General features: G+C 70.2%; 20 protein-coding genes. 8 read left to right on the forward strand and 12 right to left on the reverse strand.

The genetic code is table 11. The annotated features are described in order from the left end of the window. The first annotated feature begins 59 nt into the window (after positions 1-59). A complete protein-coding gene (locus tag ACTU3I_RS15435; protein WP_442926598.1) occupies positions 60-608 on the forward strand; it encodes a type 1 glutamine amidotransferase domain-containing protein in 549 nt (182 codons plus the stop codon). 35 nt (positions 609-643) lie between these two features. Next, positions 644-2281 (forward strand): FAD-dependent oxidoreductase, encoded by a 1638-nt coding sequence (locus ACTU3I_RS15440; protein ID WP_442926599.1) that lies wholly within the window; start codon positions 644-646, stop codon positions 2279-2281. Positions 2282-2291: 10 nt separating this feature from the next. Here the strand turns inward: ACTU3I_RS15440 and ACTU3I_RS15445 are convergent, their stop codons facing one another. Together ACTU3I_RS15445 and ACTU3I_RS15450 are read right to left on the reverse strand one after the other, a co-directional pair. Beyond that, the gene (locus ACTU3I_RS15445) at positions 2292-3128 is read right to left on the reverse strand and encodes a DNA-formamidopyrimidine glycosylase family protein (protein ID WP_442926600.1); all 837 of its coding nucleotides are present in this window, start codon (positions 3126-3128) and stop codon (positions 2292-2294) included. Positions 3129-3134: 6 nt separating this feature from the next. Next, positions 3135-3713 carry a hypothetical protein gene (locus ACTU3I_RS15450; RefSeq protein WP_442926601.1) on the reverse strand — a complete coding sequence of 193 codons (579 nt, stop codon included), beginning with the start codon at positions 3711-3713 and terminating at the stop codon, positions 3135-3137. 143 nt (positions 3714-3856) lie between these two features. Between ACTU3I_RS15450 and ACTU3I_RS15455 the strand changes: the two genes are divergently transcribed. Further along, positions 3857-4327, forward strand: coding sequence for a CinA family protein (locus tag ACTU3I_RS15455; RefSeq protein WP_442926602.1), 471 nt, complete (start codon positions 3857-3859; stop codon positions 4325-4327). A gap of 10 nt (positions 4328-4337) precedes the next feature. Continuing rightward, positions 4338-4838 (forward strand): GNAT family N-acetyltransferase, encoded by a 501-nt coding sequence (locus ACTU3I_RS15460; protein ID WP_442926603.1) that lies wholly within the window; start codon positions 4338-4340, stop codon positions 4836-4838. 9 nt (positions 4839-4847) lie between these two features. Here the strand turns inward: ACTU3I_RS15460 and ACTU3I_RS15465 are convergent, their stop codons facing one another. The 3 genes from ACTU3I_RS15465 to ACTU3I_RS15475 are packed head-to-tail and all read right to left on the reverse strand — an operon-like array spanning position 4848 to position 7206. After that, entirely contained in the window at positions 4848-5576 is a 729-nt protein-coding gene (locus ACTU3I_RS15465) for a formylglycine-generating enzyme family protein (protein WP_442926832.1), read from the reverse strand. Between the two features lie 28 nt (positions 5577-5604). Next, a complete protein-coding gene (locus tag ACTU3I_RS15470; RefSeq protein ID WP_442926604.1) occupies positions 5605-5967 on the reverse strand; it encodes a hypothetical protein in 363 nt (120 codons plus the stop codon). Between the two features lie 48 nt (positions 5968-6015). Next, on the reverse strand, positions 6016-7206 hold the full coding sequence (locus ACTU3I_RS15475; RefSeq protein WP_442926605.1) for a cytochrome P450: 1191 nt from the start codon (positions 7204-7206) through the stop codon (positions 6016-6018). Between the two features lie 131 nt (positions 7207-7337). Between ACTU3I_RS15475 and ACTU3I_RS15480 the strand changes: the two genes are divergently transcribed. Genes ACTU3I_RS15480 through ACTU3I_RS15490 form a run of 3 tightly spaced genes read left to right on the forward strand, consistent with a single transcriptional unit; the run spans position 7338 to position 10688 of the window. Beyond that, entirely contained in the window at positions 7338-8132 is a 795-nt protein-coding gene (locus ACTU3I_RS15480) for an IclR family transcriptional regulator (protein WP_442926606.1), read from the forward strand. After that, entirely contained in the window at positions 8122-9765 is a 1644-nt protein-coding gene (locus ACTU3I_RS15485; RefSeq protein ID WP_442926607.1) for an HAL/PAL/TAL family ammonia-lyase, read from the forward strand. The genes ACTU3I_RS15480 and ACTU3I_RS15485 overlap by 11 nt, the downstream gene beginning before the upstream one ends. Continuing rightward, positions 9762-10688 carry a PDR/VanB family oxidoreductase gene (locus tag ACTU3I_RS15490; protein ID WP_442926608.1) on the forward strand — a complete coding sequence of 309 codons (927 nt, stop codon included), beginning with the start codon at positions 9762-9764 and terminating at the stop codon, positions 10686-10688. The genes ACTU3I_RS15485 and ACTU3I_RS15490 overlap by 4 nt, the downstream gene beginning before the upstream one ends. 16 nt (positions 10689-10704) lie before the next feature. Here the strand turns inward: ACTU3I_RS15490 and ACTU3I_RS15495 are convergent, their stop codons facing one another. From ACTU3I_RS15495 to ACTU3I_RS15520, 6 genes are read right to left on the reverse strand one after another with little or no spacing between them, the layout of a single operon-like run. Continuing rightward, the gene (locus tag ACTU3I_RS15495; protein ID WP_442926609.1) at positions 10705-11079 is read right to left on the reverse strand and encodes a DUF2200 domain-containing protein; all 375 of its coding nucleotides are present in this window, start codon (positions 11077-11079) and stop codon (positions 10705-10707) included. 23 nt (positions 11080-11102) lie between these two features. Next, a complete protein-coding gene (locus ACTU3I_RS15500) occupies positions 11103-12305 on the reverse strand; it encodes an aminotransferase-like domain-containing protein (protein ID WP_442926610.1) in 1203 nt (400 codons plus the stop codon). After that, positions 12302-13309: an NAD(P)/FAD-dependent oxidoreductase gene (locus ACTU3I_RS15505; protein ID WP_442926611.1), complete on the reverse strand. Its 1008-nt coding sequence runs from the start codon at positions 13307-13309 to the stop codon at positions 12302-12304. Before ACTU3I_RS15505 ends, ACTU3I_RS15500 begins: the two co-directional genes overlap by 4 nt. Then, the gene (locus ACTU3I_RS15510; protein WP_442926612.1) at positions 13309-13977 is read right to left on the reverse strand and encodes a methionine ABC transporter permease; all 669 of its coding nucleotides are present in this window, start codon (positions 13975-13977) and stop codon (positions 13309-13311) included. The genes ACTU3I_RS15505 and ACTU3I_RS15510 overlap by 1 nt, the downstream gene beginning before the upstream one ends. Next, a complete protein-coding gene (locus ACTU3I_RS15515) occupies positions 13971-14990 on the reverse strand; it encodes a methionine ABC transporter ATP-binding protein (RefSeq protein WP_442926613.1) in 1020 nt (339 codons plus the stop codon). The genes ACTU3I_RS15510 and ACTU3I_RS15515 overlap by 7 nt, the downstream gene beginning before the upstream one ends. A 14-nt stretch (positions 14991-15004) precedes the next feature. Beyond that, positions 15005-15967 (reverse strand): MetQ/NlpA family ABC transporter substrate-binding protein, encoded by a 963-nt coding sequence (locus tag ACTU3I_RS15520; RefSeq protein WP_442926614.1) that lies wholly within the window; start codon positions 15965-15967, stop codon positions 15005-15007. Between the two features lie 220 nt (positions 15968-16187). Here ACTU3I_RS15520 and ACTU3I_RS15525 point away from each other — a divergent pair, with 220 nt between their 5' ends. Beyond that, a complete protein-coding gene (locus ACTU3I_RS15525; RefSeq protein ID WP_442926615.1) occupies positions 16188-16370 on the forward strand; it encodes a hypothetical protein in 183 nt (60 codons plus the stop codon). Here the strand turns inward: ACTU3I_RS15525 and ACTU3I_RS15530 are convergent. Next, complete coding sequence (locus tag ACTU3I_RS15530; RefSeq protein WP_442926616.1) at positions 16354-17331, reverse strand: squalene cyclase; 978 nt, start codon at positions 17329-17331, stop codon at positions 16354-16356. The two genes, ACTU3I_RS15525 and ACTU3I_RS15530, sit on opposite strands and share 17 nt — an antisense overlap. Positions 17332-17386: the final 55 nt, after the last annotated feature.

Below are 17386 nucleotides of genomic sequence, written 5' to 3' on the forward strand. Positions count from 1 at the left end.
CGGCGTCGCGGCGGACTGCTTCTTAGCGTGGAGGGACGACACACACGCGAGGAGCGGACATGACCGATCTCACCGGCAAGCGCATCGCCTTCCTGCTCACGGACGGCTACGAGGACAGCGAGTTGACGAGCCCGTGGGAGGCGGTGACCGGGGCCGGCGCGACCGCCGTGCTCGTGTCGCCGGCCGAGGGGGCGGTGACGGGGAAGAACGGCCACGAGCAGGCCGTCGATCTCGCGTCGACGGTGGCGGATGCGGCGGACTTCGACGCGCTCGTCCTGCCTGGTGGCGTGGTGAACGCCGATCACCTGCGTCTGGACGGGCCGTCCGTCGGCTTCACGCGCGACTTCTTCGCCCAGCACAAGCCGGTCGGAGTGATCTGCCACGGCGGCTGGATCCTCACCGAAGCCGACGTGCTCGAGGGCCGGACGCTCACGAGCTACCCCAGCCTGCAGACGGATCTGCGCAACGCCGGCGCCACGTGGGTGGACGAGGAGGTCGTCGTCGACGCGGGGCTCGTCTCGAGCCGCACGCCCGATGATCTCCCCGCGTTCAACGACAAGGTCATCGAGGAGATCGCCGAGGGCGAACACGAGGATCAGACTCCCTGACGCCCGCGCGTGCGCGGAGGACTAGCCTGTCCACCGTGGGACAGTACGAAACCGCCATCCAGCCGCCGCCCGAGCCGCTCGATGATGCGCAGTGGCAGCGCATCATCGCGTTCGGCACCCCCGAACAGGTCGAGGAGGGCGACTACCTCTTCCGCTCCGGAGATCGGGAATACGACCTGATCCTCGTCGACACCGCCGAAGTGGACGTCGTCCGCGACTCGCTGTGGTGGCTCGGCGAGAGCGTGCTGAACACGGTCGGTCGCCACTCGTTCCTCGGCGAGCTCGGCCTGCTGAACGGGCAGGGGGCGTTCCTGTCGGCGCGCGTGTCGCAGTCGGGGCAGGTGTATCGCGTCAGCCGAACCGATCTCCGACGCATCATGAGCGAAGACGACGAGCTGTGCGACCTCCTCCTGCGCGAGCTCTGGCAGCGCCGCGAGTCGCTGCGCAAGGGCCCGGCCGCCTTGACCTTGAAGTTCGTGGGGGCCGCAGCGACGAAGGAGTTCGAATCGCTGCAGCGCTTCGCCGAGCGGCTCGACCTCGTGCACACCTCCGCCGAGATCACCCCTGGCGACACCTACAAACTGGAGCACCACAACGTCGCCCCGGGGGACCTTCCCATCGCCTTCATCCAGGGGGAGCCTCTTCTCCGCGCCACCCCGGGCGAGGTCGCCGACCGGCTCGGACTGAGCTACAACGGGGACGCCGACGAGGTGGTCGATCTCGTCGTCATCGGCGGCGGGCCTGCCGGGCTGGCCGCGGCGATCTACGGCGCCTCGGAGGGGCTCAGCACGGTGCTGCTGGACGCCGTCGCTCCCGGTGGGCAGGCCGCGGCAACCTCTCGCATCGAGAACTTCCTCGGCTTCCCCTTCGGGGTCAGCGGCGGAGAGCTCATCGGACAGGCCTCCCTCCAAGCGCTCAAGTTCGGTGTGCGGGTGTACGCCCCCTGCGAGGCGGCACAGCTGCGCAGCACGGACGACGGGCTGGAGGTCACGCTGACCGATGGGCGCATCATCCACGCGCGCACCGCGATCGTGACCTCCGGCGCCGCCTATCGACGTCTGCCGCTGGACCGCTGGAACGACTTCGAAGGCGCGGGCATCTACTACGCCGCGACGCAGTTCGAACTGCGGCATGTGCAGGAGCATCCGGTGGTCGTGGTCGGCGGTGCGAACTCCGCCGGACAGGCCGCGCTGTATCTCGCGTCGAACGGGTGTCCCGTGCGCCTGGTCGTCCGCGGCACCGACCTGGGGACGCGCATGTCGACCTACCTCGTCGATCGTCTGCACGAGGACGCCAGCGTCGAGGTCCTCACGGGAGCCAACGTCACCGGCCTGGAGGGCAACGGATCGTTGGAACGCGTGCGGATCGACGCCGTCGGCGATGTCGACGCGCGAGGTCTGTTCTGCTTCATCGGCGCCGACCCTGCGACGGGATGGCTCTCGGGTCTCGACCAGGACGCGGACGGATTCCTGCGCACCGGCACCGACATCGTCCCCGACGTCCTCGTCGGGCCGTGGCAACGTCTCGGGCGCGAACCGCTGCCCTTCGAGACCTCGGTGCCGCGCGTGTTCGCCGCCGGCGACGTACGGCGCGGTTCGATGAAGCGCGTGGCCGCCGCGGTCGGGGAAGGCTCGAGCGCGGTCGCGTCAGTGCACCGGGCCCTGGCCGGCTGAGCGGGTCCCCTCACCCGCCCAGGGGCGCTCCCCCGGTCTGGCACGTCGGGCAGTACTGGGCCGCGCCCTGGGATCCGGGCACGTCGTGCACGACACCTCCGCACACGGGGCATGTCTCCCCTGTGCGGCCGTGCACGCGCATCGCGGCGACTTTGGCCGCCTTCTGGCGGTCGATCGGGATGCCGCGGCGGTCGGCGAACGCCTGGCCGAGGATCATCCGGATCGCGCCGTAGAGACGGGATCGCTCGGCGGCGTCGAGATTCGCCGCGTGCTCGACGGGCGACAGCTGCGCGGCGTGGAGGATCTCGTCGGAGTAGGCGTTCCCGATGCCGGCAAGGGACTCCTGCTCCTGCAGCAACGCCTTCAGCTGCTTGCGCCGACCGATCACGATCTCGTCGAGATCGGCCGGCGAGAAGGCGTCAGCCGTGGGGTCGGGGCCGAGCTTCGCGACAGCCGCGACCTCGACGGGCTCGTCGACGACCGAGAGGCCGAGCGACAGCCAGGCCCCGGGATCCGTGAACCCCAGCTCGCCGCGGCCGGGGAAGTCGATCGTCGCGATGACCGGCGGAGCGCCTGCGGGAGGGGTGGATGAGTCCCCGTCCAACCGCCACGACGCCCAGCCGGCGCGCCCGAAGCTCACCACGAGGGCGGGGCCGTCGGTCAGGAGCGCGACGTGCTTGCCGAAACGTCGTACTTCGGCGATGGTGGCGCCCTCCAGCTCGCTCAGGGGCCGGGACCGGGTCTTCAGCGCGCGGAACTCGATGACCTCCGTCGCACCGACCAGCGCACCGGTGAGCGTCTCGCGCAGGAACAGCGCGAGAGCTTCGACCTCTGGGGACTCGGGCATGACGGATCAGCCGAAGACGCCCTGCGCGATCTCGGACAGGAACGCGCGGCCGTTGCGGTTGACGGTCGACAGGTAGATCCAGACGTCGTCGCGGGCGACGATCATCTCCTCGGTGTCGGGTCCCGCCCCCGGGAGGTCGCAGAAGTCGGCGCCGAAGTCGTCCGAGACCTGGCACGTGTAGCCCTGGGCGGGAAGCGTCTGCACCGCGGCGGTGATGGCGGCGGGGTCGGCGGTGCTGATCAGCAGCAGCATGCCGGTGGCGTCTCCGACGATCCAGTCGCATCCGAGCGCCAGTTGCGCGTTCTCCGGCGCCGGGCGGACGAAGCCCTCGCCGTTGCTCTGCAAGGTGAGATCGCCGATCGCCTCGGCACGGGTGGGCTCGGTCGCCAGCGTGCTGCAGTCCGTCGGAAGGGTGACCGGCGGCGACGGCACGTCCGCCGAGGGCGATGGCGCGGGCTCCGATGACGCCACCGACGCCGTCGGAGTCGGCGTCGACGCGCCGGGGCTCCCCGCACACGCCGACAGCAGGAGTGCGAGCGCGAGCGCGCTTGCACCGAGAGACGTCCGAAGAACGGATCGAGCCACGATCTCCCCTTCCTGGCACGCAATGATCCGATGCTAGGGATCGGTCTCGCGGCCCGCTACCAAACGGAACCGAACCGTTGCAATCCCGTCGGGCGCCCGTCGCACATTGCGTACGGTCGGAAGTTCACGGAGGAGGAGGCGCTATGGACCTCGTCGACGAGCTCGCCCACGTCGTCGCCGACAGCGGACTGACGATCGCCGTCGCCGAATCGCTCAGCAGCGGAGCACTCAGCTCCGCCATCGGGCGAGGCGAAGGCGCGAGCGAATGGTTCGCCGGCGGCGTCGTGGCTTACCAGGTGTCGTCGAAGCATCGCGCGCTCGGTGTGGATGCCGACATCGATCCGTGCTCGGCCCGCTGCGCCATGCAGATGGCCGACGGTGTGCGGGCGACGCTGGGCGCCGACCTCGCCGTCTCCATCACCGGCGTCGGTGGCCCCGAGCCGGAGGACGGACACGCCGCCGGGACGGTGTACATCGGCATCTCATCCGGCGACGCCGTCGACGCCGAGCTGCACGAGTTCGACGGTGATCCCGCGGAGGTGATCTCCCAGAGCGTCGAGCGCGCGCTGACACTTCTCGTGGCCCGATCGAAGGCCCACGCGGCCGACGGATAGGCTGGCGGGCATGCAACCCCGCGAACTTCCCGACGGCGCCACCGTGCGTGCCGCCCGACCCGGGGACGAAGCGGGGATTCTCGCCGGCATCGTCGCTCTCGCGGTGTACGAGCGAGAGCCCGACGCCGTCGAGAACACCGAGGAGGCGCTGCGCGGCACTCTCTTCGTCTCCGATCCCCGGGCGTTCGCACACGTCGTCGAAAAGGACGGCGAGATCGTCGGTATCGCGCTGTGGTTCCTGACGTATTCCACGTGGACCGGGCGCCACGGTGTCTGGCTCGAGGATCTGTGGGTCGACGAAGGTCACCGCGGCGCCGGGTACGGCACGGCTCTGCTGGCGTCGCTGGCGACGGTGTGCGTGGAGCGCGGGTACAGCCGCCTGGAGTGGACCGTGCTCGACTGGAACGCCCCCTCGATCGCCTTCTACCGCGCTCTGGGCGCCGCACCGATGGCGGAGTGGACGACCCAGCGGGTGTCCGGCGACGTCCTGGCCGCGCTCGCGGAGCGCTGACAGACCGGGTCAGCGACGCGGCGTCCACCCCGAGGGCAACGGCCCGCCGAGATCGCCTCGCCGGCGGTCAGCCTCCTTGGACCACCCCTGTGCCGCGGCATCCGCGTCGAACCCGCCGCGGGCGACGCGGAAGCCGATGTCGTCGGAGTGCGAGCGCGGCGGTCCTCCGCGGCGGACTCCTGCACGCACGCTGTGGGCGTCATCGGCGAAGCCGCCGCCGCGGAACACGCGGTAGTCGCCGTACCGCGCCGGGTCGAGATGGTCCCAGCACCACTCCCACACATTCCCGAGCGTGTCGAAGAGGCCATGGAGGTTCGGCAGCTTCCCGCCCACGTCCATCGGGTGCGTCACACCGTCGGCGCTCGTCCAGGCGATGTCGGGCAACGGGCCGTAGTGCGCCCCCGTCGATCCCGCCCGGCAGGCGAACTCCCACTCCGCTTCGGTCGGAAGGCGATAGCCGTCCGCATCCACGTGCCAGGTGACCTCCTCGCCCTCGAACGTGTATGCCGGGTCGAGCCCCTCCCACTCCGATGCGGCGTTGCAGAAGCGGATGGCGCGCAGCCAGCTGACATCCGTAACGGGCCGCCGGGGATGCGTCGATTCTCCGCCGATCATCTCGGCGAGCTGCTCCTGGGTGACGGCGAACCGTGCGATCTCGAACGGCTCCAGCTCGACGGTGCGGCGCGTGCGCCGTCGAGCGTCGTGGAGCTCCACCTGCCCGCCGGGAAGGCGGACCATCTCCAGATCGGCCACGAGGGCCTCGCAGCTAGGAGCCGAAGTACGCGCGAGCCGGACGCGTGTAGAGGAGGATCAGCCCGATGATCGACAGGATCGACCCGGCGATCGCCGACCACAGCGTCTCGCCGGAGAACAGCCCCAGCACCTCGAGCACGATGTTCACGATGAACACGATCGTCGCGATCGTGCGTGCGGTGGCGTTGCCGCGCCAGAGCCCGATCCCCACGACCAGCGTCACGATGCCGACCAGCAGACTGAACCATCCGACCAGGGCCGGCCATGTGATGAGCAGCCCCGCGATGATGAGGATGATGGCGCCGATGATCTGGAAGAGGCCGTTGAGCCAGGCGATGATCGCGACGAGTGTCACACCGAGCGGACGCTGTGCCATGGATGTTCCTCCGATCCGGATGCCGCCGACGCCTCTACCGTATCGACCTCAGGCCGCCACCGCGCGGACCGGGAGGTGCTCCCACCCTCGGAGCGTCGTGTGGACGAACGGCTCGGGCTCGTCCCGCACCTCCCATTCCGCGACGCGATCGGCGAGAGCCCCGAAGATGCACTCCAGTTCCAGTCGGGAGATCGGCTGACCAACGCACTGATGGATGCCCATCCCGAAGGCGAGGTGACCACCGGCTGTGCGCTTGATGTCGAACTCGCCGGCGGTGTCGCCCCAGCGGTCGACGTCGCGATTGGCTGAACCCATGAACAGCGCGACCTTCTCGCCCGCAGCGAGGTCGACTCCCCCGACCGTGGTCGCGGCGGCGGTCGTTCGATAAAAGGACTGGAAGGGCGACTCGTGGCGCAGCATCTCGTCGATGGCGAAGCGCAGCCAGGTCCGGTCTTCCCGGACGACACGCCAGGCGTCGGGATGGCGAGCGAACTCGACGAGGAGATTGCCGATCGCCAGGACCGTCGTGTCGATGCCGGCCGAGAGCATCGCTCGCACGAGCAGAGTCGCCTGCGCGGGGTCGATGGCGCCGTTGTCGACGTGCGCCCAGATCGACGCGCCCAACCCGTCGCCGCGGAGTCTGTCCGGTGCGCAATTGTCCACCGCCCATTCCGACGTCCCGGCACCCGCGCGGAAGTATCGGTCGTAGAGCTCCGTCCGCGGACCGAAGGTGGCGAAGTTCATGGAGCCGAGCGGGAGGAGGTTCTCGGCGCGACCCTCCCGCGGGATCCCCACGGCGTCCCCGAACACGCGAACCGGATACACCTGCGCGATATCGGTGATGGCATCGACCGCGCCGCGGTCGACGATCTCGTCGACGAGCGTCCGGGCGAAATCGGAGAAGTCCTTCCGGAGCCGGCGAACCGATCTCGGGGAGATCACCTCGGTCATGGCGACGCGCATCACCGTGTGGTCGGGCGGGTCGGTCTCCAGGATTCCCGGCTGCCGCCACGCTTTCTCGTGATGCAGATTGGAGGGACCCACACCCGCTCCGGAGATGAAGGTTCGCCAATCCTCCAGAATGCGTCGGCATGTCGCATCGGAGAAGAACGCGTGCACGCCATAGCGCTCGAGGAAGACGACGCCGCCGAGTGCGCGCATGCGCGCGAAGAGGGGGTACGGGTCGACGAGGTTGTCGATCGAGTAGGGATCATCCGTCACGACGGGGGCGCTGGTCATAAGCCCGAACAGTAGGGGCCGCGGACGCGACGGCGGCAACGCGGTTCTCACGTGGTGAGAATGAGGTTACGGCCGAGGACGAGGATGCACGCAGACTGAGCGCATCCGTCGACGGCCGCGAAGGAGGGATCATGACGACATCATCGATCGAGCGCGGCCTCGCGATCTTGGAAGTCGTCGCGGCAGCCGGCGATGCCTCGGTGCGCGCCGTCGCGGACAGGACCGGCCTCCCCGTGAGCAGCGTCTACCGATACGTCCGCCAGCTGGAAGACGCCGGCTTCCTCGCCGTCGACGGCGGGCAGTGCCGGCCCGGCCGCAGATTGCTCCAGCTCGGGGGCAGCAGTTACGTGCACTCCTTCCTCGCCGAGACCGCCCCCGCGCTGCTGCGGGCGGTCGTCGAGGAGACCGGCGAGACCTGCGTGCTGATCGTCCGGGTCGGCAGTCATGCGCTGTGCCTGCGGCGGGCGGAGCCCGATCGATCGATGAAGTACAGCTTCGCGGTGGGCGAGCTGCTGCCGCTGCACGCGGGGGCCGGCCAGCGCGTCCTTCTCGCGGGTGCACCCGCTCGCGTGGCCGAGCGCGTTCTCGACGGCGACCTTCCCGCCTACACTGCCCGCACCCTCCGCCGGGACCAGCTTCTCGCCGCCCTCGCGCAGACGCGGGTCTCAGGGTGGGCCGTGTCGCGCGGGGAGCTCGACCCCGGGTCGGTGTCCGTCGCCGTGCCGGTGTCGTATCTCGGCGAGGTGGTCTGCTCTCTGAACGTCGCCGGACCCGAGAGCCGCTGCGACCGTCCGGAGTGGATCCGCCTCGCCCGCACGTCGCTGATGCGGGCCGCCGACGATCTCGCTCAGAGCCTTACCGAGTGGGCCGACCTGGATGCCCGCCGACTTCGAAACGAACGAAAGAGCAGGAACGATGACCGTTGAGACCCTCCCCCTCCCGCGCGTGGGACTGAGCACCCTCGATCTGGAAGGCCTCGTCGCCGTCGCGCGCGGCCGAGCAGTGCTGGAGGCCCACGAGCTCGACGACGCCATGGCCGACAGCGCGCAGTGGGTCGATGGGCTCATCGACGGGATGCGGCGGGGCGAGAGCATCCCGCCGGTGTACAGCATCAACACCGGATTCGGATCGCTCGCGGGGCGGGCGGCCTTCGAGGATCCCGACGACGCCGCAGAGCTGTCGCGACGTCTCATCCTCTCCAACGCCTCCGGGGTCGGCGCGGATGCCCCGCTCGACACGGTGCGCGCGACGATGGCCATTCGTGCCGCGAGCCTTGCCCGTGGCACCTCCGGCGTCCGCGCCGAGCTCGTGCACTGCCTGCTGGCGATGCTCGAGCGCGGCGTCACCCCGGTCGTCCCGGAATACGGCTCCCTCGGGGCATCCGGAGATCTCATCCCGCTGGCCCACATCGCCCTCGTCATGTGCGACGTCGATCCCGATGAATCGGGCACAGCGGACTACGACGGCCGCACGCTTTCCGGCGCCGAAGCGATGGCCGCCGCCGGGATCACCCGCATCCGGGTGCAGGCGAAGGATGGTCTGGCGCTGCTGAACGGCACCTCGTTCTCGTGCGCGCAGGTCGCCCTCGCCCTCGCCGACGCCGAGAACCTCCTCGCCCACGCTCAGGTCGCCGCGGCGATGTCGATCGAAGCGCTCCTGGGCTTCGGCGACGCCTTCATCGCCGAGCTCCACGACGCCCGCGGCCAGCGCGGGCAGATCGCGGTCGCGTCACGTCTTCGCGAACTGCTCGAGGGCAGCGCCCTCGTCGACGGCGGCCGCGACGTCGATCCCGTACGTCAGCCCCCGCAGGACTCCTACTCGCTGCGCTGCGTGCCGCAGGTGCTCGGTCCCGTCGTCGACACGCTCGCCTTCGTGCGCACGATCGTCGAGAACGAGATCACCGCGGCCACCGACAATCCGCTGATCTTTCCGCAACTGAGCCGTTCGCTGAAGGCGGTGTCCGGCGGGAACTTCCACGCGGAGTACCTCGCGATCGCGGCGGACTTCCTCTCCATCGTGGTCACCGAGATCGGCAACATCGCCGAGCGCCGGCTGTTCCGCCTGGACGACGGCAGCCTCAACCGGGGGCTGCCCGACATGCTGATCCGCAGTGAGCAGGTCGGCCTTGACTGCGGGTACATGCTTCCGCAGTATCTGGCTGCCGCGCTCGTGTCCGACTGCAAGACCCTCGCGCATCCCGACAGCGTCGACTCCATTCCCACGTGCGCCAACCAGGAAGACCACGTGTCGATGGCCAACAACGCCGGCCGCCACGCGCGCCAGGTGGTGCAGAACATCCGGACCGTCGTCGGCATCGAGTTCCTGATGGCAGCGCAGGCGCTCGATCTCCGCCTCGAAGACCAGCCCGACCGCCGACCCTCGGCGGCCGCATCGGCGGTCGTGGCTGCGCTGCGCGCGTCGCGCAGTGCGGACGGCCGATCGATCGACCACCTCAAGCGAGACGGCGTGCTGTACCCGCGAGTGCAGGCAGCCGGCGAGATCGTCGCCGACGGGAGGCTGCTGCGCGCCGCCGACGAGGCTCTCGGGCGAGCGCGGTGAAGCTGATCGGGTCGCGGCAGATCGTCGCCGTGGATCACCTCACGCCCGACATCGTCGGCCTCGACATCGACGGACCCTTCCCGCCGACGCCGCCCGGCGCCCACCTCGAGATCGCGTTCGCGGGTTTCACCCGCCGGTACTCCGTCGTCTTCCGGACCCCGTCCGGGGGTGTCCGCGTCGCTGTGCGGCACGACCGCGGCGGCCGGGGCGGATCGGCATGGGTGCACGAGAATCTCACGACGGGCGACCGCGTCGTCGTCTCGGGACCGTTCGACGAGTTCGTCTTCGACCAGGCGGATGCGGCGGTCTTCGTCGCCGGCGGCATCGGCATCACTCCGCTGATGTCGATGATCGACGCCGCCGTGGCCGCGGGGACGGCCGTGCGAGTGCTCTACCTCGGCCGCGAGCGCAGGCACCTGCCGTTCGTGGCCGAGCTGCGCGCGCTCGTCCCCGATGCCGTCGTGCACGAGTCCCTCCGGGACGGACGACGGAACGTGTCGTCCTGGATCACGGAGACTCTCGCGGCCGACCGATTCCACGACGCCGCCGTCTACGCCTGCGGCCCCGGTCCTCTGCTGCGGGACCTCGAGCTCATGGGCCTGGGCGACCGACTCCGCAGCGAGCGATTCACGGAGGCCGGTCGTGCAGGCGATCGACCCTTCGACGTCGAGGTGTTCGATGGGCGGCGCATCCGTGTCGATGCCGGCACGACGATGCTCGACGCGCTGCTGGGTGCCGGCGTGCCGATGCTCTACTCGTGCCGGCGGGGCGACTGCGGCACGTGCGAGGTTCCCGTCCTCGCCGGGGACATCGAGCACCGCGATCACATCCTCGATGCCGAGGAACGGGCGAGCGGCAGCTGCATGATGCCGTGCGTCTCGCGAGCCGGAGCCGGCACGGTCGTCCGAATCGGCGTTCGGTGACCGCGCGGCGCTCACCTCACGCGTGTCGTTCGCCCGGCGCGGCGACCTCCGGCGACCGGAGGATGCTCGTCATCTTCTTTCCCCGGGCCAGCTCGTCGACGAGCTTGTCGAGGTAGCGGATCTTCTGCATGAGGGGATCGTCGATGTCCTCGACGCGCACGCCGCAGATGACGCCGGTGATCGCCGATGCGGCGGGATTGAGGTCGGCCCCGGCGAAGAACTCCTCGAAGTCGCTGCCGGCGTCGAGGAAGCGCTGCAGCGTCTCCTCGTCGTAGCCGGTGAGCCACGCGATGGTCTGATCGAGCTCGTCCCGGGTCCGGCCTTTGCGCTCCACCTTCTGGACGTAGAGCGGATACACCTTCGCGACGGGCATACGGAAGATCCGGTGCATACCGGGGAGCATAGCGTCGGACGTCAACCGCGTACGCGCAGCCAGGCTCGACGAAGACGATCGACGCCCTCCCGGAGGTCGGCCGGGGACTGCTCGCTGAAGGACAGCCGCACGAATCCGCGCAGGTGCGCGTCGTCGTCGACGGCGAACCACTCGCCGCGCTGGTAGAAGACGCCCTCGTCCTGTGCGAGATCATGCAGCCGCGAGAAATCGATGTCGCCGTGCAGTCGCGCCCAGAGGAAGAACCCGCCGGTCGGCGCCGTGAACGAGATCTCATCCGCGAAGGCGTCGGTGAGCGCCTCCGCGAGGAGGGCCGCCTTGCCGGCGTACACCTCGCCGGCTGACCGCAGGCCGGCGTCGTACTCGGGACGGCGCACGATCCGCAGCACCATCTCCTGCAGAACCCCGCTCGTCTGCCCGTCGAGGCGGTTGCGGAGCTTGACGTACTGCTCGCTCAGGTCCGCCGGCACCACCATCCATCCGAGCCGCAGCGCCGGTCCCAGGGTCTTCGAGAAGGCGTTGACGGCGACCACCCTGTCGGACTCGGTGGCCGATGACCGCTTCGCACCCGGGCGGGGCGTGAACGACACCTCGCGGTACGGGTCATCGAGGATGAGCGTGAAGCCGTACCTCTCGGCCAGGTCGGCCAGGCGTCGCGCGCCGCCGACCGCAAGCGACGCGCCGGTCGGGTTGTGAAACGTCGGCACCGTGAAGAGCGCCCGTGGGCGGAGGCCCGCGCGCAGGCGCCGTTCGAGATCGTCGATGTCGACGCCGTCGTCCCGCACGCGCAACGGCTCGACGCGAACCGGGACGAGGTCCAGGATGCGGAGGAAGAGCGGGTACACGGGGTCATCGACGAGGATCAGGTCCCCCGGGTCCAACGAGGCGAGCACGGCGAGGGCCAGACCGTGTGTGCCTCCCGCGGTCACGAGGATCCGCGAGTCGTCGACACCCTCCCGCTCGGCGAGCCACGCGCGCAGCTCGGGGATGCCCGCGGCCGGCACATAACGCAGGGAAGCGGCGAACCCCGGGTGCTCGGTGAGGTCGCGGACCGCATCGCGGTAGAGCTCCACGGGGACCACGGAGGTGTCGGGGTTGCCACCGCCCAGGTCGATGCTGCCGGGTCGGTGGCGGATGAGGCTCGCGTCGCCGAACCCCTGCCGGGAGGGCAGGCCCGCCAGCAGGGCGCTCGCGCCGGGAAGGTCGCCGCGGTCGGCAGAGGTCATGAGGGGAACTCCTTCGGAAGGTCATCGGGGGGAATCGGTCGATCGGGGCGCAGGGGCGAGGCGGCGTGCGGGTCACCATCGTCGAGCCCCGCGGCGGCCAGCTCGCCCAGAAGAGGGGCGAGGGTCACCCCGCTGTGCGCGAGCACGACGTGCACCCCCGGTGTCACCTCGCCCACGACGGGGAGGCCGTCGGTGGTCGCCGGTCGGGTCGCACTCGCGACGGACACGAGATCAGCGTCGGCGACGTCGAAGCCGGCGGCGGCCGCTTCGCTCCGGATGCGGGGCCACACCGCCGAGGCCGAGAAGGGCACGCCCTCGGCATCGAGATCGCGCTCGAGGGCGCGCGATTGCAGGAGGATCAGCCGATCGGTCTCCGGGCGCACCGAGAACCGCTCGCCCAGGCGCACCTCGACCGCGGCGGCATCGGTGCGGCGAGCCCGCACGACGAAGCCGCGCGGCCCGGTCGCGGAACCGACCGCCGGCGGCACCGCGCCGAGATCGGCGAGCAGCTTCGGCGTGTCGCATCCGGCGGCCACGACCACCCGGTCGACCCGCAGCTCTTGCCGACCATCGAGGACGAGGGAGGCACCGCTCGGCGTCTGGGCGAGGCGCGTGACGCGCGTTCGCGTGCGGACCGCGCCTCCGGCAGCGCGGATGCGCCCGACGTGGGACCGGGCGAACGCCGCCACCTCGACGATTCCGCCCTCCTCGACGATCCGCCCATCGACGCGGGCCGGCAGTGGGCGGTACCAGGGCTCGCTCGCCGCGGCGGACAGGTCACGATGACGATCCAGCGCGGCGCGGCTCAGCGCCGCGTAGCTCCCGGCGACCTTCGCGTCGGCGTTCGCCCACGCGAAGCTCGCGCCGCTGGCGACGGCGCACACGTCGTCGGCCGCGTCGATCACGACGACGCGCCACCCGTCGGCCGCGGCCGCGGCGACCGACAGTCCCACCACTCCCCCGCCGATGACGGCGAGCGAGCGGGAAGGAGGGACCGCGGCCATCAGTCGATGAACCGGCGGGCGAGGCGATTGCCCAGGAACTGCACGAGCTGCACCAGTCCGATGAGCACGAGGATGATCAGCAGCATGATGGCATAGTCGAATCGCTGGTAGCCGTAGGTGAGCGCGAGGTTTCCGAGGCCGCCGCCGCCCACGGCCCCCGCCACCGCGGTGGCGTCGATGAGCGCGACGAAGATGAACGTCAGCGACAGCAGCAGCGGGCCGAACGCCTCGCGGACGACGAAGCCGAAGAGGATGTGCAGCGGTCGCGCGCCGAACGCGGTCGCCGCCTCGACCACCCCCGGGTCGACGGCTACGAGGTTCGACTCGGCCACGCGCGCGATGCCGACGGATGCGGCGATCGTGAGGGGCAGGATCGCCGCGGAGGGGCCGATGCTGGTTCCGATGAGGGCGCGGGTGAGCGGTGTCAGGGCGATGAGCAGGATGATGAAGGGGATCGGGCGCAGCGTGTTGACGACGATGTTGAGAAGCGTGTGGGCGACGCGGCTGTGCAACAGCTGGCCGGGCCGGGTGGCGTAGAGGAAGATGCCGAGGATCAGCCCGATGATCGCCGCGAAGAAGAACGAGATCGTCACCATGTAGAGCGTCTCGAAAAGCGCCCGTGCGACGCGGGGCACGTCGGATTCGATGTCGATCAGTGCCGTCACCACGTCGTCACCTCCGCCTCCTCCGACAGCTGGGTCACGAACCGGTCGATGTCGGTCTCCGAACCGTGCAGGGCGAGACTCAGCTGCCCGTACGGCTGGTTCTTCACGCGCGCGACACCGCCCTGCACAACGGTGAAGTCGACGTCGTTCGCCCGGGCCAAGCGGCTGATGACGGGGTCGGCGGCGACCTTCTCGTCGACGAAGACCGAGATGTGGCGCCCGGGGTACGCGGTCGCCAGCGCCGCCTGCTCGGTACCCGTGAGCACGGTGCGCGTGTAGGAGCCGACCAGCGATGCGCTCACCGGATGCTGCGGTCGCGCGAGGACCTGATGGATCTCTCCGGTTTCGACCACGCGTCCGTCGCTGAGGATCGACAGACGGTCGGCGAGCCGGCTCACCACGTCCATCTCGTGGGTGACGACGACGATCGTGATGCCGAACTCCTGGTTGACCGAACGCAGCAGATCGACGATGTCGGTGGTCGTCTGCGGGTCCAGCGCACTCGTGGCCTCGTCGGCGAGGAGGATCGACGGGCGGGTGGCGATGGCCCGTGCGATGCCGACCCGCTGCTTCTGACCTCCCGAGAGCTGGCGCGGCCGCGCGAACGCCTTGCCGCCGAGGCCGACGAAGTCCAGCAGCTCGGCCACCCGGTCGCGGATGGCGTCGTTCGACCACCCGGCGAGCCTGAGCGGCGTCGCGATGTTGCCGAACACGGTGCGCGAATTCCACAGACTGAACTGCTGGAAGACCATCCCGATCGAGTGCCGCAGGCGCCGCAGCTCATCCGCGCCGAGCGCACCCACGTCGACGCCGTCGACGAGCACGGTGCCGGAGGTGGGCCGCTCCAGCGCATTGATCATGCGCAGGAGGGTCGACTTGCCTGCCCCGGATCGGCCGATGAGGCCGTAGATCTCCCCGGCGCTCACGGTCAGGTCGATCGAGTCGAGCGCGCGCGACGCGACACCCTTGACCACGAAGTCCTTCGTGACCCCGGTCAGTCGAATGCGGTCGGTCATCCGCTTCGCGCGGCTTACTGCGCGGTCAGCTCGGCGAGCGCGCTGCGGAGGTCCTCGACCGGAAGCTCCACGATCGTCGCCTCACCGCGCTTCTCCTCTTCGAGCGCTGCCACGACGCGGTCGTCGCGGTAGGTCTCCTCGAGAAGCGTGAATGCCGGGTTGTCGACGTTGTCGGCGGTGGTGGCGACCACGATGACGTACGGGCTGGAGCTCGAGGCGGAGGAGTCTTCGAGCTGCAGCGCGTCGGCACTGGTGATCTCCAAGGCGGGGTCGAAGTCGTCGGTGGCGATGACCACCGCGGCGATCGTGGGGTCGGTGTACGCGGTCTGCACGGATTCGTGGGCGATGCGGACGAGCTCGATGTTGCGGTCGTTCGCCTCGATGTCCTCCTCCGTCGGGAAGACGCCGGCGTCATCGGCGACCTCGATCACACCCGCCGTCTCGAGGATGAACAGCGCACGGGAGAAGTTCGCCGGGTCATCCGGAACGGCGATGCGCGCACCGTCCGGGATGTCCGCGGCGCTGGCGTGGTCATCGGAGAACAGCCCCCACGCACTGATGACGGTGGAGAAGACCGGCGTGATGTCGGCGTCGTTCTCCTTGTTGAACTGACTCAGCCAGGCGACGTGCTGGAAGGAGTTCGCATCGACCTCGCCCTCGACCAGCGCGGTGTTGGGCAGGTAGGGGTCGTCGAAGTTGATGAACTCGATCGCGAGACCCTTCTCGCGTCCGACCTCGACGATCGCGTCCTGGAAGTCGCTCTGGGCGGTGTCGGCGATGCGGAGCGGAATGAGCTCGGCCTCACCGCCCGCGGTGGCGCTGCTGGACGACGAGTTCGCGACGACGGCCCACACGATGGCGGCGGCCGCGATGACGGCGACGGCCACCGCTCCCACGATGATGCCGATGCGCCGGCGGGAGCGCCGGGAAGCGAGGTGCGCGTCGATCTCGGAACGGCTGGAAGTGGGTTCAGTCATGTCGGGACTCCGATGGCTGGCTGCTGTGTGTCGCTCGCGCGCGGGGGCGCGTGAGCTCGGGGCGTCCTCCATTCAGCCAGGGACGCCGGAGGGCTGCACGGTCCGCGTCGCGGGGCGTAACACGCCGGCCCTGCGGCGTCGTGCGTCATCCTGCGGATGTAGGCGATCGAGACTCCGGACGGATGCGGCGCAATCGGGCCTTTCCTACCGTCGAAGTGTGATGCACGCCACTGCCACCGCCCCTTCGCCCGTCTCCGCCCGGCGGCCCATGTCGCCGCTCGCCGCGGGTCTTCTCGCGATCGGCGGCACCGCCCTGGCGATGCTGGGCGGCTTGCTCGTCAGTGCCGCACTGCTGGCGGGGGCAGCCTTCGCCGTCGCGACCGCGGTCATGACTTCGCTCTAGCCGCGTCCCACCATTCGAGCACCCGGGTGCCGCGCAGCGTCAGCCACGGCGAGGGGAGCCCTTCTGCCACGTCGACGTCGAACCAGGTGCGTCCGGCCAGCGGGGTCGTCTGCAGCCAGGTGCCGTCAGGCTGTCGCGCAGCCCGCACGACCTCGACCGCCTCGGTCAGTCTCGGGTCGGGAGTGCGCCCGTCCAGCAGGGACGCGTCCCGGAAGTAGTCGAGCGCGGCGAGCGCGCTGTAGCGGTGCCGGTTCGGGTAGACGAAGCGCGTGACGAAGTCGCCGACCACGTCACCGGTGCTCGACCGGTACATCAGGCGCCGTTCGAGCAGATACTCCTCGCCGCGGAGTCGGGCCTCCCGCACCGACCCCTCCCCCGTGAGCCGCTCGTACGCCAGCATCCCGCGGAGCGCGTTCAGGGTCGAGTGGAACGACGACCGGTCGGATCTCCCCTCCTCCGCCTCGCAGTTCCAACCGCCGTCGGCCAGGCGATGCGCCGGGAACCATCCGACCAGACGCGAGACGTCCGCGCCGAGCCACGCGCCGGCGGCGAGCGTCCAGGCGTTGATGCAGACGTCGACCTCCCCGCCCCAGTAGGGCAGATCGTCGTACTCCCACCGGCTGTTGCGGTCCAGTCGCTCCGCCGTATCGCCGAGGGCCGCCGCATCCGCCCCCCACTCGCGAAGATCATGCAGCGCCCAGGTCGTGGCGATCCACGGCTGGCCCGGTTCGTTCGCCTCCGGGCTGTCGAGATAACCGGCAGGGAAGTACGCGCCGCCCGCCCACTGACCGTCCGCGTCCTGCGCGGCGAGCAGTCGCGCGCCGAAACCCTCCCGCACGACGCGCGAGCGTGTGGCCTGCCACACCTCCGCCGGCGCGCCCGCCAGGTCGCGCTCGACCTGCCATCGCAGCGCAGGGTCGGTTCCGAGCAGCCAGGCCAGGAGAGCGTCGTCGATCGCCATGTCGGCACGATAGTCCGGATCCCCGACGCGACGGCGACCCGGTCGATAGATTGAG

Origin of the sequence: Microbacterium sp. RD1 (assembly GCF_052220165.1) — a bacterium.
Taxonomy (GTDB): domain Bacteria; phylum Actinomycetota; class Actinomycetes; order Actinomycetales; family Microbacteriaceae; genus Microbacterium.

Coding starts and splice junctions, on each gene's coding strand:
- ACTU3I_RS15435 (WP_442926598.1), top strand. CDS start 60: ATGACCGATCTCACCGGCAAGCGCATCGCCTTCCTGCTCACGGACGGC.
- ACTU3I_RS15445 (WP_442926600.1), bottom strand. CDS start 3,128: ATGCCCGAGTCCCCAGAGGTCGAAGCTCTCGCGCTGTTCCTGCGCGAG.
- ACTU3I_RS15455 (WP_442926602.1), top strand. CDS start 3,857: ATGGACCTCGTCGACGAGCTCGCCCACGTCGTCGCCGACAGCGGACTG.
- ACTU3I_RS15460 (WP_442926603.1), top strand. CDS start 4,338: ATGCAACCCCGCGAACTTCCCGACGGCGCCACCGTGCGTGCCGCCCGA.
- ACTU3I_RS15465 (WP_442926832.1), bottom strand. CDS start 5,576: ATGGTCCGCCTTCCCGGCGGGCAGGTGGAGCTCCACGACGCTCGACGG.
- ACTU3I_RS15470 (WP_442926604.1), bottom strand. CDS start 5,967: ATGGCACAGCGTCCGCTCGGTGTGACACTCGTCGCGATCATCGCCTGG.
- ACTU3I_RS15475 (WP_442926605.1), bottom strand. CDS start 7,206: ATGACCAGCGCCCCCGTCGTGACGGATGATCCCTACTCGATCGACAAC.
- ACTU3I_RS15480 (WP_442926606.1), top strand. CDS start 7,338: ATGACGACATCATCGATCGAGCGCGGCCTCGCGATCTTGGAAGTCGTC.
- ACTU3I_RS15485 (WP_442926607.1), top strand. CDS start 8,122: ATGACCGTTGAGACCCTCCCCCTCCCGCGCGTGGGACTGAGCACCCTC.
- ACTU3I_RS15495 (WP_442926609.1), bottom strand. CDS start 11,079: ATGCACCGGATCTTCCGTATGCCCGTCGCGAAGGTGTATCCGCTCTAC.
- ACTU3I_RS15500 (WP_442926610.1), bottom strand. CDS start 12,305: ATGACCTCTGCCGACCGCGGCGACCTTCCCGGCGCGAGCGCCCTGCTG.
- ACTU3I_RS15505 (WP_442926611.1), bottom strand. CDS start 13,309: ATGGCCGCGGTCCCTCCTTCCCGCTCGCTCGCCGTCATCGGCGGGGGA.
- ACTU3I_RS15515 (WP_442926613.1), bottom strand. CDS start 14,990: ATGACCGACCGCATTCGACTGACCGGGGTCACGAAGGACTTCGTGGTC.
- ACTU3I_RS15520 (WP_442926614.1), bottom strand. CDS start 15,967: ATGACTGAACCCACTTCCAGCCGTTCCGAGATCGACGCGCACCTCGCT.
- ACTU3I_RS15525 (WP_442926615.1), top strand. CDS start 16,188: ATGCACGCCACTGCCACCGCCCCTTCGCCCGTCTCCGCCCGGCGGCCC.
- ACTU3I_RS15530 (WP_442926616.1), bottom strand. CDS start 17,331: ATGGCGATCGACGACGCTCTCCTGGCCTGGCTGCTCGGAACCGACCCT.